Raw genomic sequence first — 21,514 nt, 5'->3', positions numbered from 1 at the left:
GCGCGCTTCACCAGGGACATCCATGTTTTCCTACCGCGATTTTTTTTCCTGGCAAGGGCTCGCCAGACTGTTTCTGCTCGGCGCCCTGTGGCTGGCCGCAGTCCCCGGCCGCGCCGCCAGCGGCTCCTACGAGGCGGCCCTGCCGCCCGATCTGTCCACCGCCAAGAACATGTGCGCGCTGGTCGCCTGCGCCGAGGTCTTCCCCGGCGCCGCCAGTTTTTCCGAACGCCTGGGCCAGCCGCCCTATGTGCAAGCCTACGGCCCCGAGGTCGCCGGCCGCAAGCCGCTGCTCGGCTACGTCATGCTGTCGACCGACATCACCGACACCCCGGCCTACTCCGGCAAGCCGGTGGTCACGCTGATGGGCATGGACTTGAAGGGCCGCTTCGTCGGCATCAAAGTGCTCAAGCATTCCGAACCCATCCTGCTGCTGGGCATACCGGAATCGGCCCTGCTCAACTTCAACCGCCAGTACCTGGGCAAATCGGTGGCCGACAAGATCGAGGTCGGCCAGTCGCGTCCCGACGAGGGCGTGCTGGGGGTCGACGCCATCTCCGGCGCCACCGTCACGGTGATCGTGCAAAACCAGGTCATGATGAGCTCCGGCATGGCCATCGCCCGCCAGGTCGGCATCGTCGCGCCCACCGTGCGCGCGCCGGCCGTCTACGCGGTGCGCGGCACGCGCCTGTCGTGGGACCAGCTGGTCAAGCAGGGCAGCGTGCAACGGCTGCTGGTCAAGCCGCAGCAGGTCGGCCTGGAGCCGGGCGGCAACCCCTTCATCGAACTGTGGTTCGGCGACCTGGGCCATCCCGACGTCGGCGCCAGCCTGCTGGGCGACGCCGGCTACCGCGCGCTGCAGGCCCAGCTCGGCCCGCGCGACCACGCGCTGTTCATCGTCCGCAGCGGCGGCATCGAATCGTTCAAGGGTTCCGGCTTCGTGCGCGGCGGCCTGTATGACCGCATCCAGGTCAAGCAAGGCGCCGATTCCTACACCTTCCGCGACACCGACTACCTGAACCTGTACGGCCTGGAGGCGGCCGGCGCGCCGGCCTACAACGAGTCGGCGATCTTCGTGATCCGCTCGGCGGCCTTCTCCAGCGCCTATCCGTGGAAGCTGTCCTTCCTCGGCAACCGGGTCGACCGCGCCACCGGCGCGCGCAGCTTCACCACCTTCGACGCCGGCTACTGGCTGGCCGCCGAGCTGCTGCAGGGCGGCCGCCCCGCCGTCGCCGAGGCCGCCAAGCCCTACGAGCGCATCTGGCGCTCGCGCGCGCTCGAGATCGGCCTGTTCGCGCTGCTGCTGGTGGGCGTGAGCGTGGTGTACGCGCTGCGCGAACGCCTGACCCGGCGCGCCACCCACAAGAACAAATGGCCGGTGAACGCCTTCAAGTACAGCGCCTGGGGCCTGAGCATAGTCCTGGTCGGCTTCGGCGCCATGGCCCAGCCTTCGATCACGCAAGTGCTGACCTGGTTCCACGCGCTGCTGTTCCAGTGGACCTGGTCGCTGTTCCTGACCGCCCCGTTCATCTTCCTGTTCTGGATCTTCATCATCGTCACCGTGTTCCTGTTCGGACGCGGCCTGTTCTGCGGCTGGATGTGCCCGTTCGGCTCGCTGTCCGAGGCGCTCTACAAGGTCGGCCGGGTGATCGGCCTCAAGCGCTTCCAGCGGCAGTTGCCGCGCGCCCTGCACGACCGCCTCAAATGGCTCAAATACGCCATCTTCCTGGCGCTGCTGACGGTGTCGATGTTCTCCATGGGCCTGGCCGAGAAACTGGCCGAGGTCGAACCGTTCAAGACCACCTTCCTGGTCGGCATCAGCCACCGCGCGTGGCCGTATGGCTTGTTCGTCAGCGTGCTGCTGGGCCTGTCGCTGTTCATCGAGCGGCCGTATTGCAAATACATCTGCCCGCTGGGCGCGGCGCTGGCCGTGCCCAGCACCTTCCGTTGGTTCGGCCTCAAGCGCAAGCGGGACTGCAACAGCTGCAAGGCTTGCGCGGTCGGCTGCGGCGCGCAGGCGATCGACGCGGCCGGCCGCATCGACCACCGCGAATGCCTGCACTGCCTCGACTGCATGGTGCTGTACACCGATCCCAAGGCCTGCCCGCCGCTGTCCAAGGAACGCAAGCGGCGCGAGCGCGACGGCCTGGAGATCAAGGCGATCGGCGCCGACGGCTACTTCATCCCGATCTACCGGGTGCCGTCCACGCCGGCCTCGGCCGCTGTGCTGGCCGGCCCCGACCCGCGCATGCCGACCGACCCGGCGGCCCCGCCACGGCCGGCCAGCAGCGGCCCGGCCTGGGTGGTGCAGGAAGTGTTCGAACACCTGTGGCCGTGGAGCGCCGCCGGCTGGGCCGCCCAGCGCTGGCTGCAACTGGCCGGCTACGCGCTGGCCATCGTGGCCAGCCTGGCCTGGCTGTTCGCCGGACTGGGCCAGTTGTCGGCCGGCGCCATCATCGGCTGGTGGACCGGCTGGAGCGTGTGCGAAGTGGCGCTGCGCCTGTCCGGCCGCCGCTACGTCAAGGACGGCCCGTGGTGGCAGGCGCGCTACCGCCGCGCCAGCCTGATGGACATGCTGAGCTACGTCAGCTTCAAGAACCTGCTGGTCGGCGCCGCGCTGTTCCTCGCACTCAAGACCTGGGGAGCGCTGTCGGTATGAAGCCCGCCGCCCCGCTCCGCGCGCTGACGCCGCTGTCACTGGTATTGCTGCTGTGCCTGGCCGCGACGCCGGCGCGCGCCGCCACGCTGCAGGTCGGCCCCGGCGCGTCGCTGCAACAGGCGATCGCCGCCGCCCGCCCCGGCGACGTGCTGGAGATCGCCCGCGGCCTCTACCACGGCAACTTCGTGGTCGACAAGCCGCTGACCCTGCGCGGCGTCCAGCGCCCGACCCTGAGCGGCGACGGCCACGGCGACACCTTGCGCGTCACCGCCGCCGACGTCGTCATCGAGGGCCTGATCGTGCGCGACTCCGGCGACAGCCTGAAGGACCAGAACGCCGGCATCTACCTGTATCCGGGCGCCCACCGCGCCATCGTGCGCCACTGCGATCTGACCTACAACCTGTTCGGACTGTGGATAGAAAAATCCAACGACGTGCGCATCGAAGGCAACCTGATCACCGGCAAGCGCGACTACAACTCCTCGCAACGCGGCAACGGCGTGCAGCTGTACAACACCACCGGCGCCCAGATCATCGGCAACAACATCAGCTTCGTGCGCGACGCGCTGTATGTCGACGTCTCGCACCACGCCGTGTTCCGCGGCAACCGGCTGCACCACAGCCGCTACGGCAGCCACTACATGAACTCCTACTACAACCTGTGGGAAGACAACGACAGCTACTACAACCGCGGCGGCCTGGCGCTGATGGAGGTGCGCAACCAGGTGGTGCGCAACAATCGCACCTGGGGCAATTCCGACCACGGCATCATGCTGCGCACCATGCAGGACTCGCTGGTCGAGAACAACGTGGTCGCCGGCAACCAGCGCGGCCTGTTCATCTACGACGTCGAATACGTCACCATCCGCCACAACCTGGTGGTCGACAACCGGGTCGGCGTGCATCTGTCGGCCGGCTCGATCCACAACCAGGTCGAGGACAACGATTTCATCGCCAACCGCGAGCAGGTGCGCTACGTCGGCGCGCGCGACGAGCGCTGGGGCGGCGAGCGCGGCAACCACTGGAGCAACTACCTGGGCTGGGACCGCAACGGCGACGGCATCGGCGACGTCCCCTACGAAGCCAACGACATGGTCGACCGCCTGAGCTGGCGCCACCCCGGCACCCGCCTGCTGATGGCCAGCCCGGCGGTGCAGGCGCTGCGCCTGGTGTCGCAGCAATTCCCGCTGCTGCGCGTGCCCAGCGTGGTCGATCCCAAGCCGCATATGCAGCCCAATAACAAAAACTGGAGCACCTGGTATGGCAAGCACTATCCCGGACAATAAGCCCGCCGACGCCGCGATCCTGGTGTCCGGCGTGAGCAAGCACTACGGCGCGCTGCACGCGGTCGACGGCGTCGACCTGTCGGTGGCCCAGGGCGAGATCTTCGGCCTGATCGGCCACAACGGCGCCGGCAAGAGCACGCTGTTCAAGATGATGCTCGGCCTGGTCGCGCCCGACGCCGGCACGATCCGCATCCATGGCACGGCGGTGAACGGGCGCGGCTTCCGCCACACCCGGCGCCAGCTCGGCTATCTGCCCGAGAACGTGGTGCTGTACGACAATCTGAGCGGACTGGAGACGCTGGCCTTCTTCGCCCGCCTGAAGGGCGCGCCGGCCAGCCAGTGCGCGACCATGCTGGAACAGGTCGGACTGGCGCACGCCGGCCACAAGCCGCTGCGCGACTATTCGAAGGGCATGCGCCAGCGCCTCGGCTTCGCCCAGGCGCTGCTGGGCTCGCCACGGGTGCTGTTCCTCGACGAACCCACCAACGGCCTCGACCCGCAGGCGATCCGCGACTTCTATGCCACGCTGCGCGGCCTGCGCGACCAGGGCGTGACCATCATCATCACCTCGCACATCCTGGCCGAGCTGCAGGAGCGGGTCGACCGGCTGGCGATCATGTCGGCCGGGAAGATCCAGGCGCTCGGCAGCGTGGCCCAGCTGCGCGAGCAGACCCATCTGCCGTTGACGCTGAACCTGACCTTGGCGCCGGACGACCACGCGCTGGCGCGCCAGCTGACCGCCCACCTGACCGGCGTGCTCGCCACCGACGGCCCGCGCGGCCTGAGCTTGCGCTGCCCGCGCGAGGCCAAGATGGCGGTGCTGGCGGCGCTGTCCGGCCTGGGCCCGCGCCTGGCCGACCTCGACCTGCGGGAGCCGTCGCTGGAAGACGTCTTCTTCGGCTTTTCGGACTAACAAAGGAATCCCCGCCATGGAATGGTCCCAAATCTACACGCTGGCCACGAAGGAATTCCGCGACCGCATCCGCAACCGCTGGGTGCTGGCGGTGGCGCTGGTGTTCACCGTGTTCTCGCTGGTGATCACCTACCTGGGCGCGGCCCAGCAGGGCGAGATCGGCCTGAAGTCGATCGAGCTCACCATCAGCAGCCTGGTCAGCCTGGTGATCTACCTGATCCCGCTGATCGCGCTGCTGCTCGGCTTTGACGCCATCGTCGGCGAACGCGAGCGCGGCTCGCTGGACCTGCTGCTGGCGCTGCCGCTGACCCGGCTCGAACTGCTGCTGGGCAAATACCTGGGCCTGGCCGCCGCGCTGACCTTGTCGACCCTGGCCGGCTTCGCGCTGGTGGCGGTGCTGCTGTACCAGCAATTCAGCTGGCCCGGCCTGGTGCACTACCTGGGCTTCATGTTCAGCTCGGTGCTGCTGGGGCTGGCCTTCCTCAGCCTGGCCGTCTGCATGTCGGTGCTGGCGCGCGAGCGCACCCGCGCCTCCGGCCTGGCGATCGCGCTGTGGTTCTTCTACGTGCTGGTGTTCGACCTGATCGTGCTGGGCGCGCTGGTGGCCAGCGGCGGCAGCTACGGCGGCGACCTGTTCGCCTACGTGCTGCTGTTCAACCCGGCCGACGTGTTCCGCATCATGAACATTTTTTCCCTCGACGAGGTCCGCACCATGTACGGCCTGAGCAGCATCATTCCCGCTGCCCTGGCCAAGCCGTGGATGATGGGCAGCGTCATGTTTGCCTGGATTATCGCGCCGCTCGCCGTGGCGCGCTGGAGATTTACCTCATGAAAACCAACCGCCGCAACTTCCTCTTCGGCGCCGCCGCCCTGCTGCTGGCGCCCGCGCTGGCCGGTTGCCAGCGCCGCGTGCCCGCCGCGCTGACCACACCGCTGGAGATCGACGCCCGCACCACCTGCGACCTCGACGGCATGCCGCTGGTCGACTACCCCGGCCCGAAGGCGCAGCTGTTCTACGCCGGCCAGAGCGCGCCGGTGTACTTCTGCGACACCGTCGAACTGTTCCACACGCTGCTGGCGCCGGAACAAGTCAGGACGGTGGCGGCCGTGTTCGTGCAGGACATGGGCAAGACCGACTGGGAACAGCCGCGCGGCCACTGGTTCGACGCCAGCACCGGCTTCTACGTGCTGGGCAGCAAGCGCCAAGGTTCGATGGGACCGTCGATCGCCAGCTTCTCGCGCCAGGCCGACGCCGACACCTTCGTCACGCAATGGGGCGGGCGCCGCCTGCGCTACGCCGAGATCAAGCGCGACATGGTCGACCTGTCGGGCGGCGCGCTGCACGACAGCAAAATGTAGGGACCCAGCCATGCATCACTACTCACTCGGCCCCTCCAGCGCGGACAGCGCAACCCTGCCGGCGCTGGCGCTCAAGGGCGCGCTGGTCGGCGCCGCCCACCTCGCGCTGCTGCTGACGGCGCTGCACGCCAGCGGCGTCGTCACGCTCAAGGCCGCGCCACGCCCGGCCGGCATGTTGACCGTGATGCTGGTCGCGGCCCCCGCCCGGCCGACGCCGGCCGCCCCCGCGCACAAGCCGGTGCCGGTGGTGGCGCAGGCCGCGCCGGCACGCCCGGCCGCCGTGGCGCCGCCCAGGGACGCCACGCTCGCGATAGCCGAAACCGCCATTCCCGCCGCCGCGCCTGCCGCCGCCATCGCCGCTGCCGTGGCCACCGTGGCCGGCACGCCGGCCGCCGCGCCGGAACAGCGCAGCGAGGCCAGCTTCAATGCCGCCTACCTGAACAATCCGGAGCCGGTCTATCCGCTGGCGTCGCGCCGCCAGGGCGAGGCCGGCAAGGTGGTGCTGCTGGTGCAGGTCAGCCCGCAGGGCACGGTCGAGCGGCTGGAAGTGCGCCAGAGCTGCGGATTCGCCCGCCTCGACCAGGCCGCGCTGGACGCCGTGCGGCGCTGGCGCTTCGTGCCGGCGCGCCTGGGCGAACACGCCATCGCGGCCAGCGTGCTGGTGCCGCTCACTTTCAGCCTGAACAGCTAAGCAATGCAATGCAATGCACGATACCAAGAACAGGAACACAGCATGAGCACCCACTACTCCCCGCGCCGCCTGGCCGGGCTCGCCATGTTGGCCGCCGCGGCCAACGCCGGCGCCACTGAACCGCAACAACTGGAAGAGATGGTGGTGTCCGCTTCGCGCGGCGCCACCAGGCTGGCCGAGACGCCGGCCGCGATCGGCGTGGTCCGGCAAGACATCCTGCAACGCGACCGGCCCAAGACCATGGGCGAGGTGGTCAACCGCATCGCCGGCGTCTACTGGAACGACCTCGGCAACGAGCAGCACAGCATGAGCATCCGCCAGCCGGTCAGCACCAACGCCGTCTACCAATACCTGGAGGACGGCATTCCGATCCGCCCGCTGGGCGTGTTCAACCACAACGCCCTCAACGAGATCAACCTGGCCGGCACCGACAGCGTCGAGGTGGTCAAGGGCGCGGCTTCGTCGCTGTACGGCAGCAACGCCGTCGGCGGCGCGATCAACTTCATGACGGCGGCGCCCTCGCCCACGCCGTATGCCAGCGTCAGCGTCCGGCGCGACAACATCAACGGCTACCAGCGCCTCGACACCGCCGCCAGCGACACCTGGGGCGATCTCGGCCTGCGCTTCTCGCACTACAGCGCGCGCCGCAGCGGCGACAACTGGCAGCAGTACAGCCGGGGCGACAAGGACGCCTTCTCGCTGCGCGGCGACTACGTGCTGAGCGACCATGCGCTGCTGCGCGCCACCTTGGTGCACACCGAACTGGACGCGGCGATGACGGGCACCCTGAACCAGACCGACTACCAGCGCCAGCCCGGCAAGAGCGTCAACCGCTTCACCTACCGGCGCGACATCAGCACCCGCGCCAACCTGGCGTGGGAGGCCGAGACCGTGGCCCGCGGCCTGAGCACGGTCACGCTGTTCTCGCGCAAGAACGACCACGGCCAGCTGCCCAGCTACACCCTGGTCGGCTGCAGCGCCGGCGCCACCGTCTGCCAGGGCAGCGAGAACAACAGCCATGTCGACTCGCTCGGCCTGGACCTCAAGCACCAGCAGGACTTCGTCTGGCTGGCCTCGCGGCTGCTGGCCGGCGTCTACCTCGACAACAGCGCCGCGCCCTACACCAGCAACAATCTGCGCGTGCTGCGCGACCCCGCCAGCGGCAACAACCTCAGCTACAGCAACGCCAACCTGCTCAATCCCAAGGGCGTGCGCGACTACCGGGCCGACATCCGCAACGTCGCGCTGTTCGGCCAGTGGGAAGCCAGCCCGCTGGCCGCGACCCGCGTGGTGCTGGGCGCGCGCGCCGACCGCATCCGCTACGACTACCGCAACACGCTGGCCCCGGCCGGCAGCGACAACTACGGCGCGGCCAGCGAAACGCGCAGCTTCTCGCGGATCAGCCCGAAACTGGGCGCAACCTACGCGCTCGACGCGCGCAGCAATGTCTACGCCAACCTCAGCCGCGGCTTCACGCCGCCGGAACTGAGCCAGCTGTACGGCAAGACCGGCGTGCCGGACCTGCGCCCGGCCACCTACAACAACTACGAACTGGGCCTGCGCAGCACGCAGCTGGACGGCGCGCTCAAGCTCAACGCCGCGCTGTACCGGCTGGACGGCAGCGACACCATCGTCAGCTACACCATCGCGCCGGGCAACAGCGAAAACCGCAACGCCGGCCGCACCCGCAGCCAGGGACTGGAGCTGGGGCTGAACTATGACGCCGGCCCGTTCGACGCGCGCCTGGCCACGGCGCTGGCCAGCCACCGCTACCGGTCCTACCGCGTGGCGGCCAACCTGGACTACAGCGGCAAGCAGATGCCGCAGGCGCCGGCCGACATCAGCAGCGCCGAGCTGGGCTACCGCCCGGCCGCCGGCGCGCGCGTCGCGCTGGAGCTGCTGCACCAGGGCCGCTACTGGATGAACAATGCCAACACCGTGCGCTATGGCGGCCACACCCTGCTCAACCTGCGCGCCAACCAGGTGCTGGCCGGCGGCTGGGAAGTGTGGCTGCAGGTGCGCAACCTGAGCGACCGCCGCTACGCCGACAACGCCAGCAGCGCCTATACCGGCCTCGGCGCCTACCTGCCCGACAGCCAGAACGCCTACACACCGGGCGCGCCGCGCAGTGTCATGCTGGGGCTGAACTACACCTACGGCAAACACTGACGCCATGACACCGAGGCCCACCATGACCATCTCTCTTCCCAAGCCGCGCCGCGCGCTGGCCGCCTTCGGGCTGGCGGCGCTGGCCGCGCATGCAACAGCAACAGCGGCTGCTACGCCGGCGCCCTACGCCGGCAACGCCTTCGCGCCGGACGGCACGCTGTGGAGCGTGCAGCTGGACGCGCAGGGCCGGCTGGCCGTCCACCGCAGCGCCGACGACGGCCGCCACTGGCTGCCGCCACTTCTGCTGGACACCGCCGGCGATCCGATCAAGACCAGCGGCGAAGGACCGCCGAAAATCCTGTTCGGGCCGCAAGGCGTGGTGCTGATCAGCTATGCCCGTCCGCTGGCGCAAAAGTACGCGGCCGAGATCCGCCTGCTGCGCTCGACCGACGGCGGCGCGCATTTCGCCGCGCCGGTCACGCTGCACCAGGACCGCCAGCCGACCAGCCACAGCTACGCCGCCATGGCCTTCGACGCCGCCGGCGCGCTGCACACGGTGTGGATCGACGGCCGCGACAAGCTGGCCGCGACCACCGCGGCCACGACCGCCACGACAAGCGGCGGCAGCGCCAATTATCGCGGCGCCACGCTGTACCGCAACGTCTCGCTGGACGGCGGCGCCAGCTTCGGTCCCGACCTGCGGCTGTCCGATCACAGTTGCGAGTGTTGCCGCATCGCCCTGTCGCCCACGGCGGACGGCCGGGTGGCGGCGCTGTGGCGCCATGTCAGCGCGCCCAATATCCGCGATCACGCCTTCCTGCTGCTGCCCGGCGCCGGCAACGCGGCGGCCACGCCGGTGCGCGCCAGCTACGACAACTGGGCCGTCGACGGCTGCCCGCACCACGGCCCGGCGCTGACGCCGGCCGCTGATGGCGGCTACCACGCGGTCTGGTTCGGCGTGCGCGACGGCGTCAGCCACGTGCGCTACGGCCGGCTGGACCCGTCCGGCGCGCCGCTGGGCGCGGCCCAGGCGCTGCCCGACAGCCAGGCCGAACACGCCGACATCCTCGCCAGCGGAGCGCGCCTGGCCATCGTCTGGCGCAGCTACGACGGCAGCGCCACGCAGCTGCGGGCCTGGCTGTCGGACGACGACGGCCGGCATTTCACCCTGCGCGAACTGGCCAGCAGCGGCGCCGACAACGGCTACCCGCAACTGCTGCAAAAGAACGGCCGGCTGTTTGCAATCTGGAACACCACGGAGGAACGCCATGTCGAAGCACTGTGACATCCGCCCGGCGCGGCCGCTCCGCAACCGGTCCGCCTGGCTGGCGGCGGCGCTGCTGACGCTGCCCCAGGCCGGCGTCGCGCACGCCGCCGCCCGCATCGAAAGCTTCGACACCGGCAGCTGGCAGCGCTTGCAGAAGGACTTGCCGCGCCCGTCGGTCGTGGTGTTCTCCACCACCGACTGCGGCCATTGTCCGGGCACCATCGCGGCGCTGGCCGCGCAGCTCCAGCAGCAGGCGCCGCAGCAGCCCAAGGTTCCGCTGGTGGTGGTGGTGATGGACGGCGACGGCCAGCCCGAGCTGCTGCAGGAACCCCACTACCGCGCGGCCGACCGGCTGTTCGTGTTCCGGGGCCAGGGCACGGCGCTGCAATACTCGGTCCATCCAGGCTGGCGCGGCATGACGCCGTATGTCGCCCTGCTGCCGCACGAAGGCGCCGTCGAACTGGTGCTGGGCCGGCCCTCGGCGCAGGCGCTGGAACGCTGGCTGCAGCCCGGCCGCCAACCTTGACGCACATTAAGAAAATCGCGATCCGGCCCGCATTTTGATCCGGATCAAGGAATTGACGTATCCCCACGTGCAACACTTTAAGCACTCTCACTCACTACATCCATTTTTCGAAGGAACACCACATGAAAACCCCGACCGTATTACTGAGCATCCTGAGCCTGGCACTACTGAGCGCCTGCGGCCAAAAAGAGGCGGCGGCGCCAGCCGCTGAGCCCGCCGCCGTCGCGGTGGCGGCCGCCCCGCCTGCAGCCGAGAACGTCGTCGGCAAGGCGACCTACAGCAAGACCTGCTCGCTGTGCCACGCAGCCAATGTGGCCGGCGCCCCAAAACCGGGCGACAAGGCAGACTGGGCGCCGCGCATCGCCCAGGGCGTGGACGTGCTGTACCAGCATGCGCTGCAAGGCTTCACCGGAACCAAGGGCCAGATGCCGGCACGCGGCGGCTCGGCGACGCTGAGCGACGCCGACGTCAAGGCCACGGTCGACTACATGGTCGGGCAATCGCGCTGAGCGGCCAGGAGAATCCGATGTTGACTCCCCTCGACGCCAGCCAGCTGCGCCGCCGGCGCCTGATGCTGGCCGTGCCGCTGGTCGCCTGCGGCCTGGTGGTGGCGCCGGTGCAGGTCCAGCCAGGCATTCACCAGGCCTCGCGCAACCTGATGGGCACGCGGCTCGACCTGACCTTGCAAGGCGGCGATGGCCGTCGTTTGAATGAAGCGGCCGACGCCGCTTTTGCCGAGATGACGCGGCTGGCCGACATGATGAGCCGCTACCGCCAGGACAGCGTGCTCAACGCGATCAACCTGGCGGCCGGCGTGCAGCCGGTGCAAGTGCCGCCCGAACTGATGCGGGTGCTGGAGATGGCGCAGCAGGCGGCCCAGGCCAGCGGCGGCGCCTTCGACGCGACCGTCGGCACGCTGAAGGACTGGAATTTCGACGCCGACCATCCCGGCCTGCCGACAGCCGCGCAACTGGCCGCGCAACTGCCGCTGGTGGGCAGCAAGGGCTTGCGGCTGGACCGGCGGCGCGGCACCGCCTACCTGCGCGAGCGCGGCATGCGGCTCGACCTGGGCGGCATCGCCAAGCTGCCGATCCTGCAGGCCGGCCTGGAGCGGCTGCACGCGCACGGCGTGCGCAACGCCATGCTCAACGGTGGCGGCGACGTGCTGGTCAGCGGCAAGCTCGATGGCCGCCCCTGGCGGGTCGGCCTGCGCGATCCGCGCCGGCCCGACCAGCTGCTCGGCGCGGTCGAATTGACGCGCGGCTTTGTCGCCGCGTCCGGCGACTACGAGCGCTACTTCATGTACCAGGGCAAGCGCCTGCACCATATCCTCGACCCGCACACCGGCTACCCGAGCCAGGGGCCGCATGGCCTGGCGCTGGTTGGCGACGACCTGGCCGCCATCAACGGCCTGGGCGCGGCCATCATGGTCGCCGGCGCGGCGGCGGGACAGCGGCGCCTGGCCAAGCTGCCCGGCGTCGACGCCTTCATGGTCGACGCCGACCGCCGGCTTTGGCTGTCCGACGGCATGCGCACGCGCCTGCGCCAGGCGTAGTCGACAGGCAAACGGCGTGCATCCATAGTCCGGAGTATTTGCCGGAACGCCACAATTCCGCTGGTGCCGCGCAATGGATCGGCACGCTCGCTTCAACCCGCGGCGATCGGGTTCGTGACAATGCGCGTATTTTCGCCGCACGTGTACTGATAGACTCGGCTGAGGGTTGGGCCATCTTTGTCAGACGGAGGCTAGCTGGATGAAGGATGAACGTTTGGAACAGGCGGCAATTGTCTTGGTCATCGACGACGATCCCTTTATCCGGCTTCTGGCGCGCGACTGCATGGAGAAAATCGGCCTGCAAGTGATTGAAGCGGAAGATGCCGGCTCCGGCCTCGCCGCCATCGGCATCCACGCGCCGGATATCATCCTGCTCGATGTCGTGATGCCTGGCACCAATGGCTTCGACGTTTGCCGGCAGGCGCGCCAACTCCCCAACATGGAGTTTTGCCCCATCGTCATGCTGACCGCCCTGGAGGACGCCGAGTCGGTCACCCAAGCTTACGAGGCCGGCGCCACCGATTTCGTCGGCAAGCCGATCAATTGGCAATTGCTGCAATATCGGGTGCGGTTCATCCTGAAGGCTGCGGCATCGTTCAGGTCGGTATTCAAGAGCGATGTGCAGATGGCAAAGGCGCAACGGCTATCGTCGGTCGGCAGTTGGGAATGGCACATAGTATCCGGCCTCGTGGCCTGGTCGGACGAGATGTACCGCATCTGCGACGTGAGTCCTGCCAGCTTCGACAAAAGCTATCAGAACTTCCTGGCGCTGGTGCATCCGGCAGACCGGCCGCAGGTGGAGAACGCCCTACATAGCGCAGTCGAACACGGGATTGCCTACGACCTGGAATATCGCTTGCTCCGGTCGGACGGTGCGGTGCGTGCCGTGCACGGCAAGGGCGACGTCTTGTTTGGTCTGGATGGCCAGGCCCTGTCGATGAGCGGTACCTTGCAGGACATCACCCAGCGCAAGCTGGCCGAGGAACGCATTCACTACCTCGCCAATTATGACGAGCTGACCGACCTCCCCAACCGCAATCTACTGGAGGACCGCATGAACCAGGCCATCCTCCAGGCCCGTCGCAACGGTCATCGCGTGGTTGTTCTGTGCCTTAATCTGGATGGCTTCAAATTGATCAACGACAGTCACGGCCTTGCCGTTGGCAACGGCTTGCTGCAAGCAGTGGCCGCGCGCGCCAAGGCGGCAGTCCGCGAGTCCGACACCGTCGCACGTTTCGGCGCAGACGAATTCGTGCTGATCTTTCCAGAGATGGTCCACAACCGTGACGTGCTGCACTCGGCGCAAAGAGCCCTGGACCTGTTCGCCGAGCCCTTCCTGGTAGACGCTCGCAAACTGCATGTGACAGCCAGCATCGGCGTCTGCCTGTACCCCGATGACGGCGATGACGTCGACGTCGTCTTGAGGAACGCCGACGTGGCCATGTACGAGGCCAAGGAAAGTGGACGCAATTGCTTTAAATTTTACGCACAGGAAATGGGACGCCGCATCGAGCAATATGTCGAAATGGAAAATGCGCTGCGCGTGGCGCTTGAGCAGCAGCAGTTCGAGGTCTACTACCAGCCCAAGGTCAATCTTTGCAGCGGCAGGTTCAGCGGCGTGGAAGCGTTGGTCCGCTGGAACCATCCACAGAACGGCATGGTCCAGCCCGGCAGCTTTATTTCGCTGGCCGAGAAGACCGGCTTGATCGGCCCGATAGGCGAATGGGTATTGCACACGGCCTGCGTCCAGGCCAGGCAATGGCACGATATGGGGTTTGACGAGATGACGGTCGCGGTCAATCTGTCGGCCATTCAGTTCGACCAGCAGGACGTTGCCGCCCTGGTGACGCGCATCCTGGCCGAGACCGGGCTGGCGCCCCGGCACCTGGAGCTTGAATTAACCGAGAGTATGCTGATGGGCGACAGCGACAGCATGCTGGCGGCGCTGAAGGACATCAAGGCCATCGGCGTCACGCTCACGCTCGACGACTTTGGCACCGGCTATTCAAGCCTGGCTTACCTGAAGCGCTTTCCCATCGACGTCATCAAGATAGACCGCAGCTTTGTCCGTAGTATTACGACCGACCCCAACGATGCGTCGCTGACCAGGACCATCGTCCTGATGGCCAAGTCCCTGAAGATGAAAACGGTCGCCGAAGGCGTCGAGACGCAGGGGCAGCTGGGTTTCCTCAACGCGATCAAATGCGATGACGTGCAGGGCTTTTATTTCAGCAAGCCGGTGCCCGCGGCGGCGCTGACGGAAATGCTGCGTCACCAGCAGAACCGCCCCGTGCTGCCGCGTGGCGCCGAGCCCGAGCGCACCATCCTGCTGCTGGATGACGAACCGCACATACTGAGCGCGCTCAGACGCGTCTTTCGCAACGAGCACTACCAGATACTACAGACCACGTCCCCGTTCGAGGCCTTTGAACTGCTGGCCATGCACCGTGTCCAGGTGATCCTCAGCGATCAACGCATGCCCATCATGTCCGGCACGGACTTTCTGTCGAAGGTCAAGGAACTGCATCCGGACACGGTCCGCATTATTCTCTCCGGCTATACCGAGCTGGAGTCGGTCATCGACGCCATCAACCGGGGCGCCGTGTACCGTTTCTTCACCAAGCCATGGGACGACCAGCAACTGCGCGACCACGTTCGGGAAGCGTTTGCCCACCATTGGCGGCTGCATGGCAATCCGGACCAACCAGCAATGCCGGGGGCCGGGCAACAGGCCTAGCGATGCATTAAACGGGAGATCGTCATGACGCCAAGGGCGAAATCGTGGCTGCTGGCGCTGCTGCTGTTGGCGTCGGGCGCCGCGCTGGGGCAGGATCAGCAGGCGCGAACGCTGGTGGTGGGCAGCGAAGAGGAATTCCCGCCGTTTTCCACCGGCACCACCAGCGCCACGGCGGGCGGGTTTACGGTGGAGTTGTGGCAGGCGGTGGCCAAGGAACGGGGGCTGCCCTATATCTTGCGCGTCGCTCCCTTCGATCAGATTTTGCAGGAATTCAAGGATGGCAAAATCGATGTGCTGATCAATCTTGCGCAGTCCCGCGCGCGGCGCGAGTTTGCCGATTTCACGGTGCCGCACGTGACAGTCAACGGCGCCGTATTTGTGCGCAAGGGTAGCTCCGGCATCAGCACCGAAGCGGACTTGGCCGGCAAGGCGATCATCGTGCTGAAAGCCGATCTCGCGCATGACTACGCGCTGAGCCAGGGCTGGCAGCGTCAGCTGGTGGTCGAACGCACCGCGGCTGACTGCTTCGGACTGCTCGCATCGGGCCAGCACGACGCCGTGCTGATCAGCAAACTGGTGGGGATGCAGACCCTGCTGGCAACGGATATACGGAATGTCAAGGCGCTGGATTTAAGGGTGGGGTTTGCCCAGAAATTCTCGTTCGCCGTTCAAAAAGGCAATGCCGATCTGCTCGCCAGCATCAACGAAGGCATGTCTATCGTTAAGCTGAACGGCACTTATGACCAGATCCACGACAAGTGGTTTGGCATCTACGAAGAGCACAAGGTGTCGTTGCAGGATGTCTTGCCGTATTTGATACCAGGTTTGATCGTGGTGCTGATCCTGATGGGCTATCTGGCGCACAAGCGCCGGATCGAAAACACGCTGCGTCACGCGAACGAAACGCTGGAGCAGCGGGTGGCGCTGCGCACGCGCGAGCTCGAAGCGGCCAAGGACCTGGCGGAATCGTCGAGCCAGGCCAAGGGCAACTTTCTCGCCAATATGAGCCATGAGATCCGTACACCGATGAACGCCGTCATCGGAATGCTGTACCTGACGCTCAAGACCGAGCTCAAGCCGAAACAGCGCGACTATCTGGAAAAGATCGATGTGGCGAGCAAACATTTGCTGGGCATCATCAACGACATTCTCGACTTTTCCAAGATTGAGGCGGGCAAGCTGGAGATCGAGACCGTCGACTTCGACCTGAAGGGCGTGCTGCAAAACGTGCACGATCAGGTATTGTTCAGGGCGCTTGAAAAGAGCTTGCGGATGCGGCTGGAAATCGATCCGAGGTTGCCGCGCTACCTGCGCGGCGATCCGCTGCGCCTGACCCAGGTGCTGCTGAACTTCGCCAACAACGCCGTAAAATTTTCCTCCCGCGGCGAGATCGTGATCACCGCCACGGAAGCGGGCAAGGACGACAGTGACAGCCTGGTCCGCGTCGAAGTGCGCGACCACGGTCCGGGCATCAGTGACGTCGAGCAGGAAAAATTGTTCCAGCCGTTCCAACAGGCCGACACCACCACCACTCGCCGCTACGGTGGAACCGGCCTCGGACTCATCATCAGCAAGCAACTGGTGGCGCTGATGGGGGGCACCGTCGGCATGCAGAGCCAACTCGGGCAAGGCAGCACCTTCTGGTGCGAAATACGCCTCGCCTTCGGCCGCACGCCGCTCGACAACGACGTCGCGCAGGCGCCCAGGCATGGCGCCTGCTTGCGCGGGATGCGTATTTTACTGACGGAAGACAATTTGCTCAACCAACAAGTCGGGTACGACATGCTGACCGACGCGGGAGCGCAGGTCACCGTCGCCGATCACGGCGCCCAAGCGCTGGACCTGTTGCGCCAGCGAGTTTTCGATTGCGTGTTGATGGACATTCAGATGCCGGAGATGGATGGCCTGGAGGCGATCAAGCATATCCGCGCAGATCCGGCCCTACGCGCACTGCCGGTGATCGCGCTCACTGCCAACGCGCGCAGCGAGGAGCGCCAGCAATATATCGCGTCAGGCATGAATGACGTGGTCAGCAAACCCATCGACGCTACGCTGTTATTTGACATGCTCCTGAAATGGGCAGGCCGGTCCGGATCCGGGCCGGCAACTGCAGCGCAGCCGGTGGAAGCTTCAGGCCCGCAGGTGCACCCGGTTGATGCCGCGCCGCAGCTGGGACCTGAGGATTTTGACCTGTCGGTATTATCCGGCCTTTGTGTCAACGCCCCGGAGCGCCTGGAGCGTTATGTCGACGTATTTATTGACTCGCTACAGCAGGCTATCACGGAGATCAATGTGGCCCTGTCACAGCAGGACAGCGCGGCGATCGGTGCGTTGGGCCATCGGATCAAGTCAACCGCGAGCGCCGCCGGCGCAACGGGATTGGCCGAGCTCGGACGCTTGCTGGAAGCAAAGCGAACCGATGGCGACTTGAGGCTGGCGCGCCAGCTGGTTACCCGACTTCCAGCCTACCTGGAAGCAATCAAGCGGCTGGTTGACGCGCATAAAATCAGGACGCCGCCATGAATACCCGGCCGTGATTCCGCGTGCGTGGGACTCAGCGCACGTCCAGCAGCTCGACGTCGAAGATCAGGGTGGCGTTCGGCGGGATCGGGCCGGCGCCGTTTTCGCCGTAGCCCATGGCGGCCGGCACGATCAGCGTGCGCTTGCCGCCGACCTTCATGCCCTTGACGCCTTCATCCCAACCAGGAATGACGCGGCTGGCGCCCAGCGGGAAGCTGAACGGCTCGCGCCCGATGGAGGAATCGAACTGCGCGCCGTGCTGCGCCGGCGCTGCCGGCAGGTACAGCCAGCCGGTGTAGTTGACCACGGCGGTGACGCCGGCCAATGCTTCCTTGCCGGTGCCGACCACGGTGTCGATCTTTTGCAAAGGTGCGGCGTCGGCAGCGGCGGTTTGCGGCGCCTTGGCGCGCTCGCAGCCGGCCAGGGCCAAGGTCAGGGTGAGGCCGATAACGCAGGTGGACAGCAGTTGTTTCATCTTGTACTTTCGGGTGGAATGTAAATCGGGAATTGATCAAGTCTCGGTGTCGCAGATCCGGTCGCGCCCGGCGGACTTGGCCTGGTAGAGGCGGCGGTCGACCCGGTCCAGGAAGACGTTGCGGTCGTCATGGGCGCCGGGCACGATGGTGCCGACACCCATGCTGACGGTGACCGCGCGGCCGACGCCCGAGCGGGCGTGCGGGATTTCCTTGTGCTGCAACAGTCTGCGGCAGCGCTCGGCCACGTTGCGGGCGGCGTCCTCGTCGGTGGCCGGCAGCAGCAGCACAAATTCCTCGCCGCCGAAGCGCGCGCACAGGTCGCGCGTGCGGGAGGCGCAGCTGTCCAATGCCTGGGCCACGCGGCGCAGGCATTCATCGCCCTGCACATGGCCGTAGTGGTCGTTGTACTGCTTGAAGTAATCGATGTCGATGACCAGCAGCGACAGCGGCTCGCCGGTGGCGCGCGCTTTGGCCCATTCGACCGGATACAGGGTGTCGAACATGCGGCGGTTGGCCACGCCGGTCAGGCTGTCGCGGTAGGACAGCACTTCCAGCTCGCGCTGCAGCTGCAGGATCTTGTCTTCGGCTTGCTTGCGCGCGGTGATGTCGAACATGAATCCCGCCAGCGCGTCGACGCCGCCATCGGCATGCCGCACCACGTGCACCACGTCGCGGATCCAGACCTGGTCGCCATCGCGCGTCAGTGCGCGGTAGTCGGCTTCGTGGTCCACGCCCTTTTGCGACTGGGCGACACAGAAATCGACCGTCTTCTGCCGGTCATCTTCGTGGATACGGTCGGCCCAGTCGTTCACCGTCAGCCAGCTCGACTGTTTCCAGCCCAGCAGCTCTTCGATCTGCGGGCCGATGTAGGTGAAACGCATGCTGGCCCAATCGATCCGCCAAGGGATGGCGCGGGTCGATTCAAGCAGGGTGCGATAGACGCTGGGATCGGTGTCGGCGACGGCTTCGGAGTCTGGATGCGGAGAGGTCATGAATCGCGGGAATGAGCGGGAACGGCGCCATTGTGCCCTAAATGCGGCGACCTCACACCGCTATCCTATCGCGATGATCGGGTTCAGCGCAGCGCGGGCCAGGATAAACACATCTTCCGGCGCCTGTCTCATCGGATGCGCTTTCGCTCCCCGGCATTTCCAGTCATACGATTACACGTATCGCAATGCCAGATTCGTCCAACACCATCTCAACCGGCTGCCCCACCGACAAATGCGCGGATCGGGCAATCGCTGTCGGGATACGCACCGCCAGGCTATTGCCCCACTGCTGAACGGTAAGATTTACTGACTTTGCCATAGTATCCTCCGGATGCATCCACAAGTATCTACATGGACCGTTCCATATCAACGGAAACGATCCCCCGCGTGGCGTTCCATTTTCTAAAGGCGAGGATCGGAGTCGAACCGATCAAGCCCGAGGCCTTCTATCCGCTTTGGTCTATAATGAAAACATCTCAGTAGGAGAAATTTCATGAAACTCAAGACGCCCGGCTCTGCTGATCGGTTCCGTTCTCCCACTACGTTAAAGGGAAATGCACCATTTCTAGGCGCGACGGTGAAGCAATGGGACCTGGCCATCGTTGGCAACATGGAACACACGCTTGCCCAGATCAAACGGCGCGCTGAATTGACGCCGAAGCGTGACGTGAACAAAGCCATTAATTTTGACGTGGCGAGCTACGCTAGTCGAAGACTGGCTGACCAAAAATAACCGCCTTCTTTCTGAAAACGCGGCTTTGGTCGCGTTTTTTGCCATGACCTTCGAAAAAACCGCTGCAGAAATAGGCCCTCTGGTCGTAATGTTCGCTGGTCCGAATGGGTCTGGCAAAACATCACTAATAGACGAACTTAAGCTAACCGGCCTCGCAACCATGCGCGGCGTGGTGCCATTGCCAGAGCATTTTATCAATCCAGACCAGGTGGCCAAAGACCTGAAGGGTGAATTTGCGGATCAAAATGCCCGCGACGAGGCGGCCCAACGCGCAGCGATGGCAGCGCGCGCCGAAGCAATCGCCGGACGATTGCCGTTTGCATTCGAAACGGTTATGTCACACCCTTCACGTATCAATGAAATGCTGATGCTCAAGGAACAGGGCTACCATCTGTTTCTGACCTTCATCACCACCGACGATCCCGAGAAGAACGTCGAGCGGGTAAAATTTCGCTACGAAACAGGCAGCACCACCGGCCATTACGTCAAGCCAGATAAGGTGCGCGTTCGCTACCATCGTACGCTCGCGCTACTGCCACGCGCAGCGGAAATTGCCGATGCCGTCTACGTCTACGACAATAGTATCGACGGTAAAGGCGCCACGCTACAGGTGGTCATTGAACGCGGTGGACAGTTCTCCATCGCAGATGGCGCCGAAGACTGGGTGATTGAAAAGTTGGTCAGACCTCTGCAACGACGCGAAGAGGAAATGGACCAACTAATGGATGCGCTTGCTCGAACGGGCTACCAATTGGCTGATACTGATGAGTTGAGAGGGGCCTATGATGGCGTGGTACTGACTACCACCGACTATTTCATCGCGCACTACGATGCAGCCCAAAATCAGACGGTACTTCATGATCGACTGATGCTCGAGACAGCAAACAGGACGCAAGGTCAGCTACCCGTCGCCTATCAAGATGGAGAGTTCCTTACGGTCCGCTATTCAACCGAAAATGTTCCGCTCGTTACGCGGCAGGCGCAAACTGCAAACTGATCAGGTGTACAGCGCAACCCGTGAATGCTGACACCGTTCTTGAAATGCAAAAAGGGCAGCCACATCGGCTGCCCTTCTACATACTGGAGCGGGAGAAGAGTCTCGAACTCTCGACCTCAACCTTGGCAAGGTTGCGCTCTACCAACTGAGCTACTCCCGCTTGGAGTTCAAATTGTCTGGAGGCGAGGATCGGAGTCGAACCGACCTAGACGGCTTTGCAGGCCGCTGCATAACCGCTTTGCTACCTCGCCAGAGGAAACTATTTACTAAGACGCACAGCGGGGTTACGCGCTGCGATCCGGAATTCTGGAGCGGGAGAAGAGTCTCGAACTCTCGACCTCAACCTTGGCAAGGTTGCGCTCTACCAACTGAGCTACTCCCGCATTGGAGCTACTGATTTTTACTGCGCCAACCAGTCTCAAAGAAACTGGAGCGGGAGAAGAGTCTCGAACTCTCGACCTCAACCTTGGCAAGGTTGCGCTCTACCAACTGAGCTACTCCCGCATTTGGAGTCCAACATCATAGCAGCTAGCGGTCATTATTGCCAGTGCTACTTAGTTCTTGATAACTTGGAGCGGGAGAAGAGTCTCGAACTCTCGACCTCAACCTTGGCAAGGTTGCGCTCTACCAACTGAGCTACTCCCGCGTCGCTGTCATCAACAACAGGCCAGCATTATAGATGATCCATGGCATCTGT

The 21,514-nt window shown here is 65.3% G+C and carries 18 protein-coding genes and 5 tRNA genes; 15 read left to right on the top strand and 8 right to left on the bottom strand.

The window, feature by feature from the left end; all coding sequences use genetic code 11:
- Positions 1-22 precede the first annotated feature (22 nt).
- The 13 genes from KVP70_RS26700 to KVP70_RS26640 all read left to right on the top strand — a co-directional run bounded on the left by KVP70_RS26700 (position 23) and on the right by KVP70_RS26640 (position 17,622).
- A complete protein-coding gene (locus KVP70_RS26700) occupies positions 23-2,656 on the top strand; it encodes a NosR/NirI family protein (RefSeq protein WP_217945445.1) in 2,634 nt (877 codons plus the stop codon).
- Positions 2,653-3,942 carry a nitrous oxide reductase family maturation protein NosD gene (locus tag KVP70_RS26695; protein WP_217945444.1) on the top strand — a complete coding sequence of 430 codons (1,290 nt, stop codon included), beginning with the start codon at positions 2,653-2,655 and terminating at the stop codon, positions 3,940-3,942. The genes KVP70_RS26700 and KVP70_RS26695 overlap by 4 nt, the downstream gene beginning before the upstream one ends.
- Positions 3,917-4,855: an ABC transporter ATP-binding protein gene (locus KVP70_RS26690; RefSeq protein ID WP_217945443.1), complete on the top strand. Its 939-nt coding sequence runs from the start codon at positions 3,917-3,919 to the stop codon at positions 4,853-4,855. The genes KVP70_RS26695 and KVP70_RS26690 overlap by 26 nt, the downstream gene beginning before the upstream one ends.
- A 16-nt stretch (positions 4,856-4,871) precedes the next feature.
- The gene (locus tag KVP70_RS26685; RefSeq protein WP_217945442.1) at positions 4,872-5,687 is read left to right on the top strand and encodes an ABC transporter permease; all 816 of its coding nucleotides are present in this window, start codon (positions 4,872-4,874) and stop codon (positions 5,685-5,687) included.
- Complete coding sequence (locus KVP70_RS26680; RefSeq protein WP_217945441.1) at positions 5,684-6,214, top strand: nitrous oxide reductase accessory protein NosL; 531 nt, start codon at positions 5,684-5,686, stop codon at positions 6,212-6,214. The genes KVP70_RS26685 and KVP70_RS26680 overlap by 4 nt, the downstream gene beginning before the upstream one ends.
- 10 nt (positions 6,215-6,224) lie before the next feature.
- A complete protein-coding gene (locus tag KVP70_RS26675; RefSeq protein ID WP_217945440.1) occupies positions 6,225-6,905 on the top strand; it encodes an energy transducer TonB in 681 nt (226 codons plus the stop codon).
- 42 nt (positions 6,906-6,947) lie between these two features.
- Positions 6,948-9,074 (top strand): TonB-dependent receptor, encoded by a 2,127-nt coding sequence (locus KVP70_RS26670; RefSeq protein WP_229225113.1) that lies wholly within the window; start codon positions 6,948-6,950, stop codon positions 9,072-9,074.
- Positions 9,075-9,096: 22 nt separating this feature from the next.
- Positions 9,097-10,299 carry a hypothetical protein gene (locus KVP70_RS26665; protein WP_217945439.1) on the top strand — a complete coding sequence of 401 codons (1,203 nt, stop codon included), beginning with the start codon at positions 9,097-9,099 and terminating at the stop codon, positions 10,297-10,299.
- Entirely contained in the window at positions 10,283-10,807 is a 525-nt protein-coding gene (locus tag KVP70_RS26660; protein ID WP_217945438.1) for a hypothetical protein, read from the top strand. Before KVP70_RS26665 ends, KVP70_RS26660 begins: the two co-directional genes overlap by 17 nt.
- Positions 10,808-10,929: 122 nt before the next feature.
- The gene (locus KVP70_RS26655; protein ID WP_217945437.1) at positions 10,930-11,316 is read left to right on the top strand and encodes a c-type cytochrome; all 387 of its coding nucleotides are present in this window, start codon (positions 10,930-10,932) and stop codon (positions 11,314-11,316) included.
- 17 nt (positions 11,317-11,333) lie between these two features.
- Positions 11,334-12,362 (top strand): FAD:protein FMN transferase, encoded by a 1,029-nt coding sequence (locus KVP70_RS26650; RefSeq protein WP_217945436.1) that lies wholly within the window; start codon positions 11,334-11,336, stop codon positions 12,360-12,362.
- Positions 12,363-12,561: 199 nt separating this feature from the next.
- Positions 12,562-15,099, top strand: a complete 2,538-nt coding sequence (locus KVP70_RS26645; protein WP_217945435.1) for an EAL domain-containing protein — start codon at positions 12,562-12,564, stop codon at positions 15,097-15,099.
- Positions 15,100-15,123: 24 nt separating this feature from the next.
- A complete protein-coding gene (locus KVP70_RS26640; RefSeq protein ID WP_217945434.1) occupies positions 15,124-17,622 on the top strand; it encodes a transporter substrate-binding domain-containing protein in 2,499 nt (832 codons plus the stop codon).
- A gap of 31 nt (positions 17,623-17,653) precedes the next feature.
- Here KVP70_RS26640 and KVP70_RS26635 read toward each other — a convergent pair whose 3' ends face one another.
- From KVP70_RS26635 to KVP70_RS26625, 3 genes are all read right to left on the bottom strand, one after another.
- Positions 17,654-18,094, bottom strand: coding sequence for an FKBP-type peptidyl-prolyl cis-trans isomerase (locus KVP70_RS26635; RefSeq protein WP_217945433.1), 441 nt, complete (start codon positions 18,092-18,094; stop codon positions 17,654-17,656).
- A gap of 36 nt (positions 18,095-18,130) precedes the next feature.
- The gene (locus tag KVP70_RS26630; RefSeq protein ID WP_217945432.1) at positions 18,131-19,087 is read right to left on the bottom strand and encodes a sensor domain-containing diguanylate cyclase; all 957 of its coding nucleotides are present in this window, start codon (positions 19,085-19,087) and stop codon (positions 18,131-18,133) included.
- Positions 19,088-19,250: 163 nt separating this feature from the next.
- Positions 19,251-19,406 (bottom strand): AbrB/MazE/SpoVT family DNA-binding domain-containing protein, encoded by a 156-nt coding sequence (locus tag KVP70_RS26625; protein ID WP_217945431.1) that lies wholly within the window; start codon positions 19,404-19,406, stop codon positions 19,251-19,253.
- A gap of 174 nt (positions 19,407-19,580) precedes the next feature.
- Here KVP70_RS26625 and KVP70_RS26620 point away from each other — a divergent pair, with 174 nt between their 5' ends.
- Positions 19,581-19,820, top strand: coding sequence for a hypothetical protein (locus KVP70_RS26620; RefSeq protein ID WP_217945430.1), 240 nt, complete (start codon positions 19,581-19,583; stop codon positions 19,818-19,820).
- 43 nt (positions 19,821-19,863) lie between these two features.
- The gene (locus KVP70_RS26615; RefSeq protein WP_217945429.1) at positions 19,864-20,817 is read left to right on the top strand and encodes an ATPase; all 954 of its coding nucleotides are present in this window, start codon (positions 19,864-19,866) and stop codon (positions 20,815-20,817) included.
- 84 nt (positions 20,818-20,901) lie between these two features.
- On the opposite strand, the gene KVP70_RS26610 is transcribed toward KVP70_RS26615, so the two are convergent.
- The 5 genes from KVP70_RS26610 to KVP70_RS26590 all read right to left on the bottom strand — a co-directional run bounded on the left by KVP70_RS26610 (position 20,902) and on the right by KVP70_RS26590 (position 21,463).
- A tRNA-Gly gene (locus tag KVP70_RS26610) sits at positions 20,902-20,977 on the bottom strand.
- A 17-nt stretch (positions 20,978-20,994) separates the two neighbouring features.
- A tRNA-Cys gene (locus KVP70_RS26605) sits at positions 20,995-21,068 on the bottom strand.
- A gap of 56 nt (positions 21,069-21,124) precedes the next feature.
- Positions 21,125-21,200: transfer RNA gene (locus tag KVP70_RS26600), tRNA-Gly, on the bottom strand.
- A 45-nt stretch (positions 21,201-21,245) separates the two neighbouring features.
- Positions 21,246-21,321 (bottom strand) — tRNA-Gly (locus KVP70_RS26595).
- A gap of 66 nt (positions 21,322-21,387) precedes the next feature.
- Positions 21,388-21,463, bottom strand: a tRNA-Gly gene (locus KVP70_RS26590).
- Positions 21,464-21,514 lie beyond the last annotated feature (51 nt).

The organism is Duganella violaceipulchra (genome assembly GCF_019166075.1).
GTDB lineage: Bacteria > Pseudomonadota > Gammaproteobacteria > Burkholderiales > Burkholderiaceae_D > Rugamonas > Rugamonas violaceipulchra.
The sequence above is the reverse complement of the archived record's forward strand: the minus strand, read 5'-3'. Positions and strand labels throughout refer to the sequence as shown.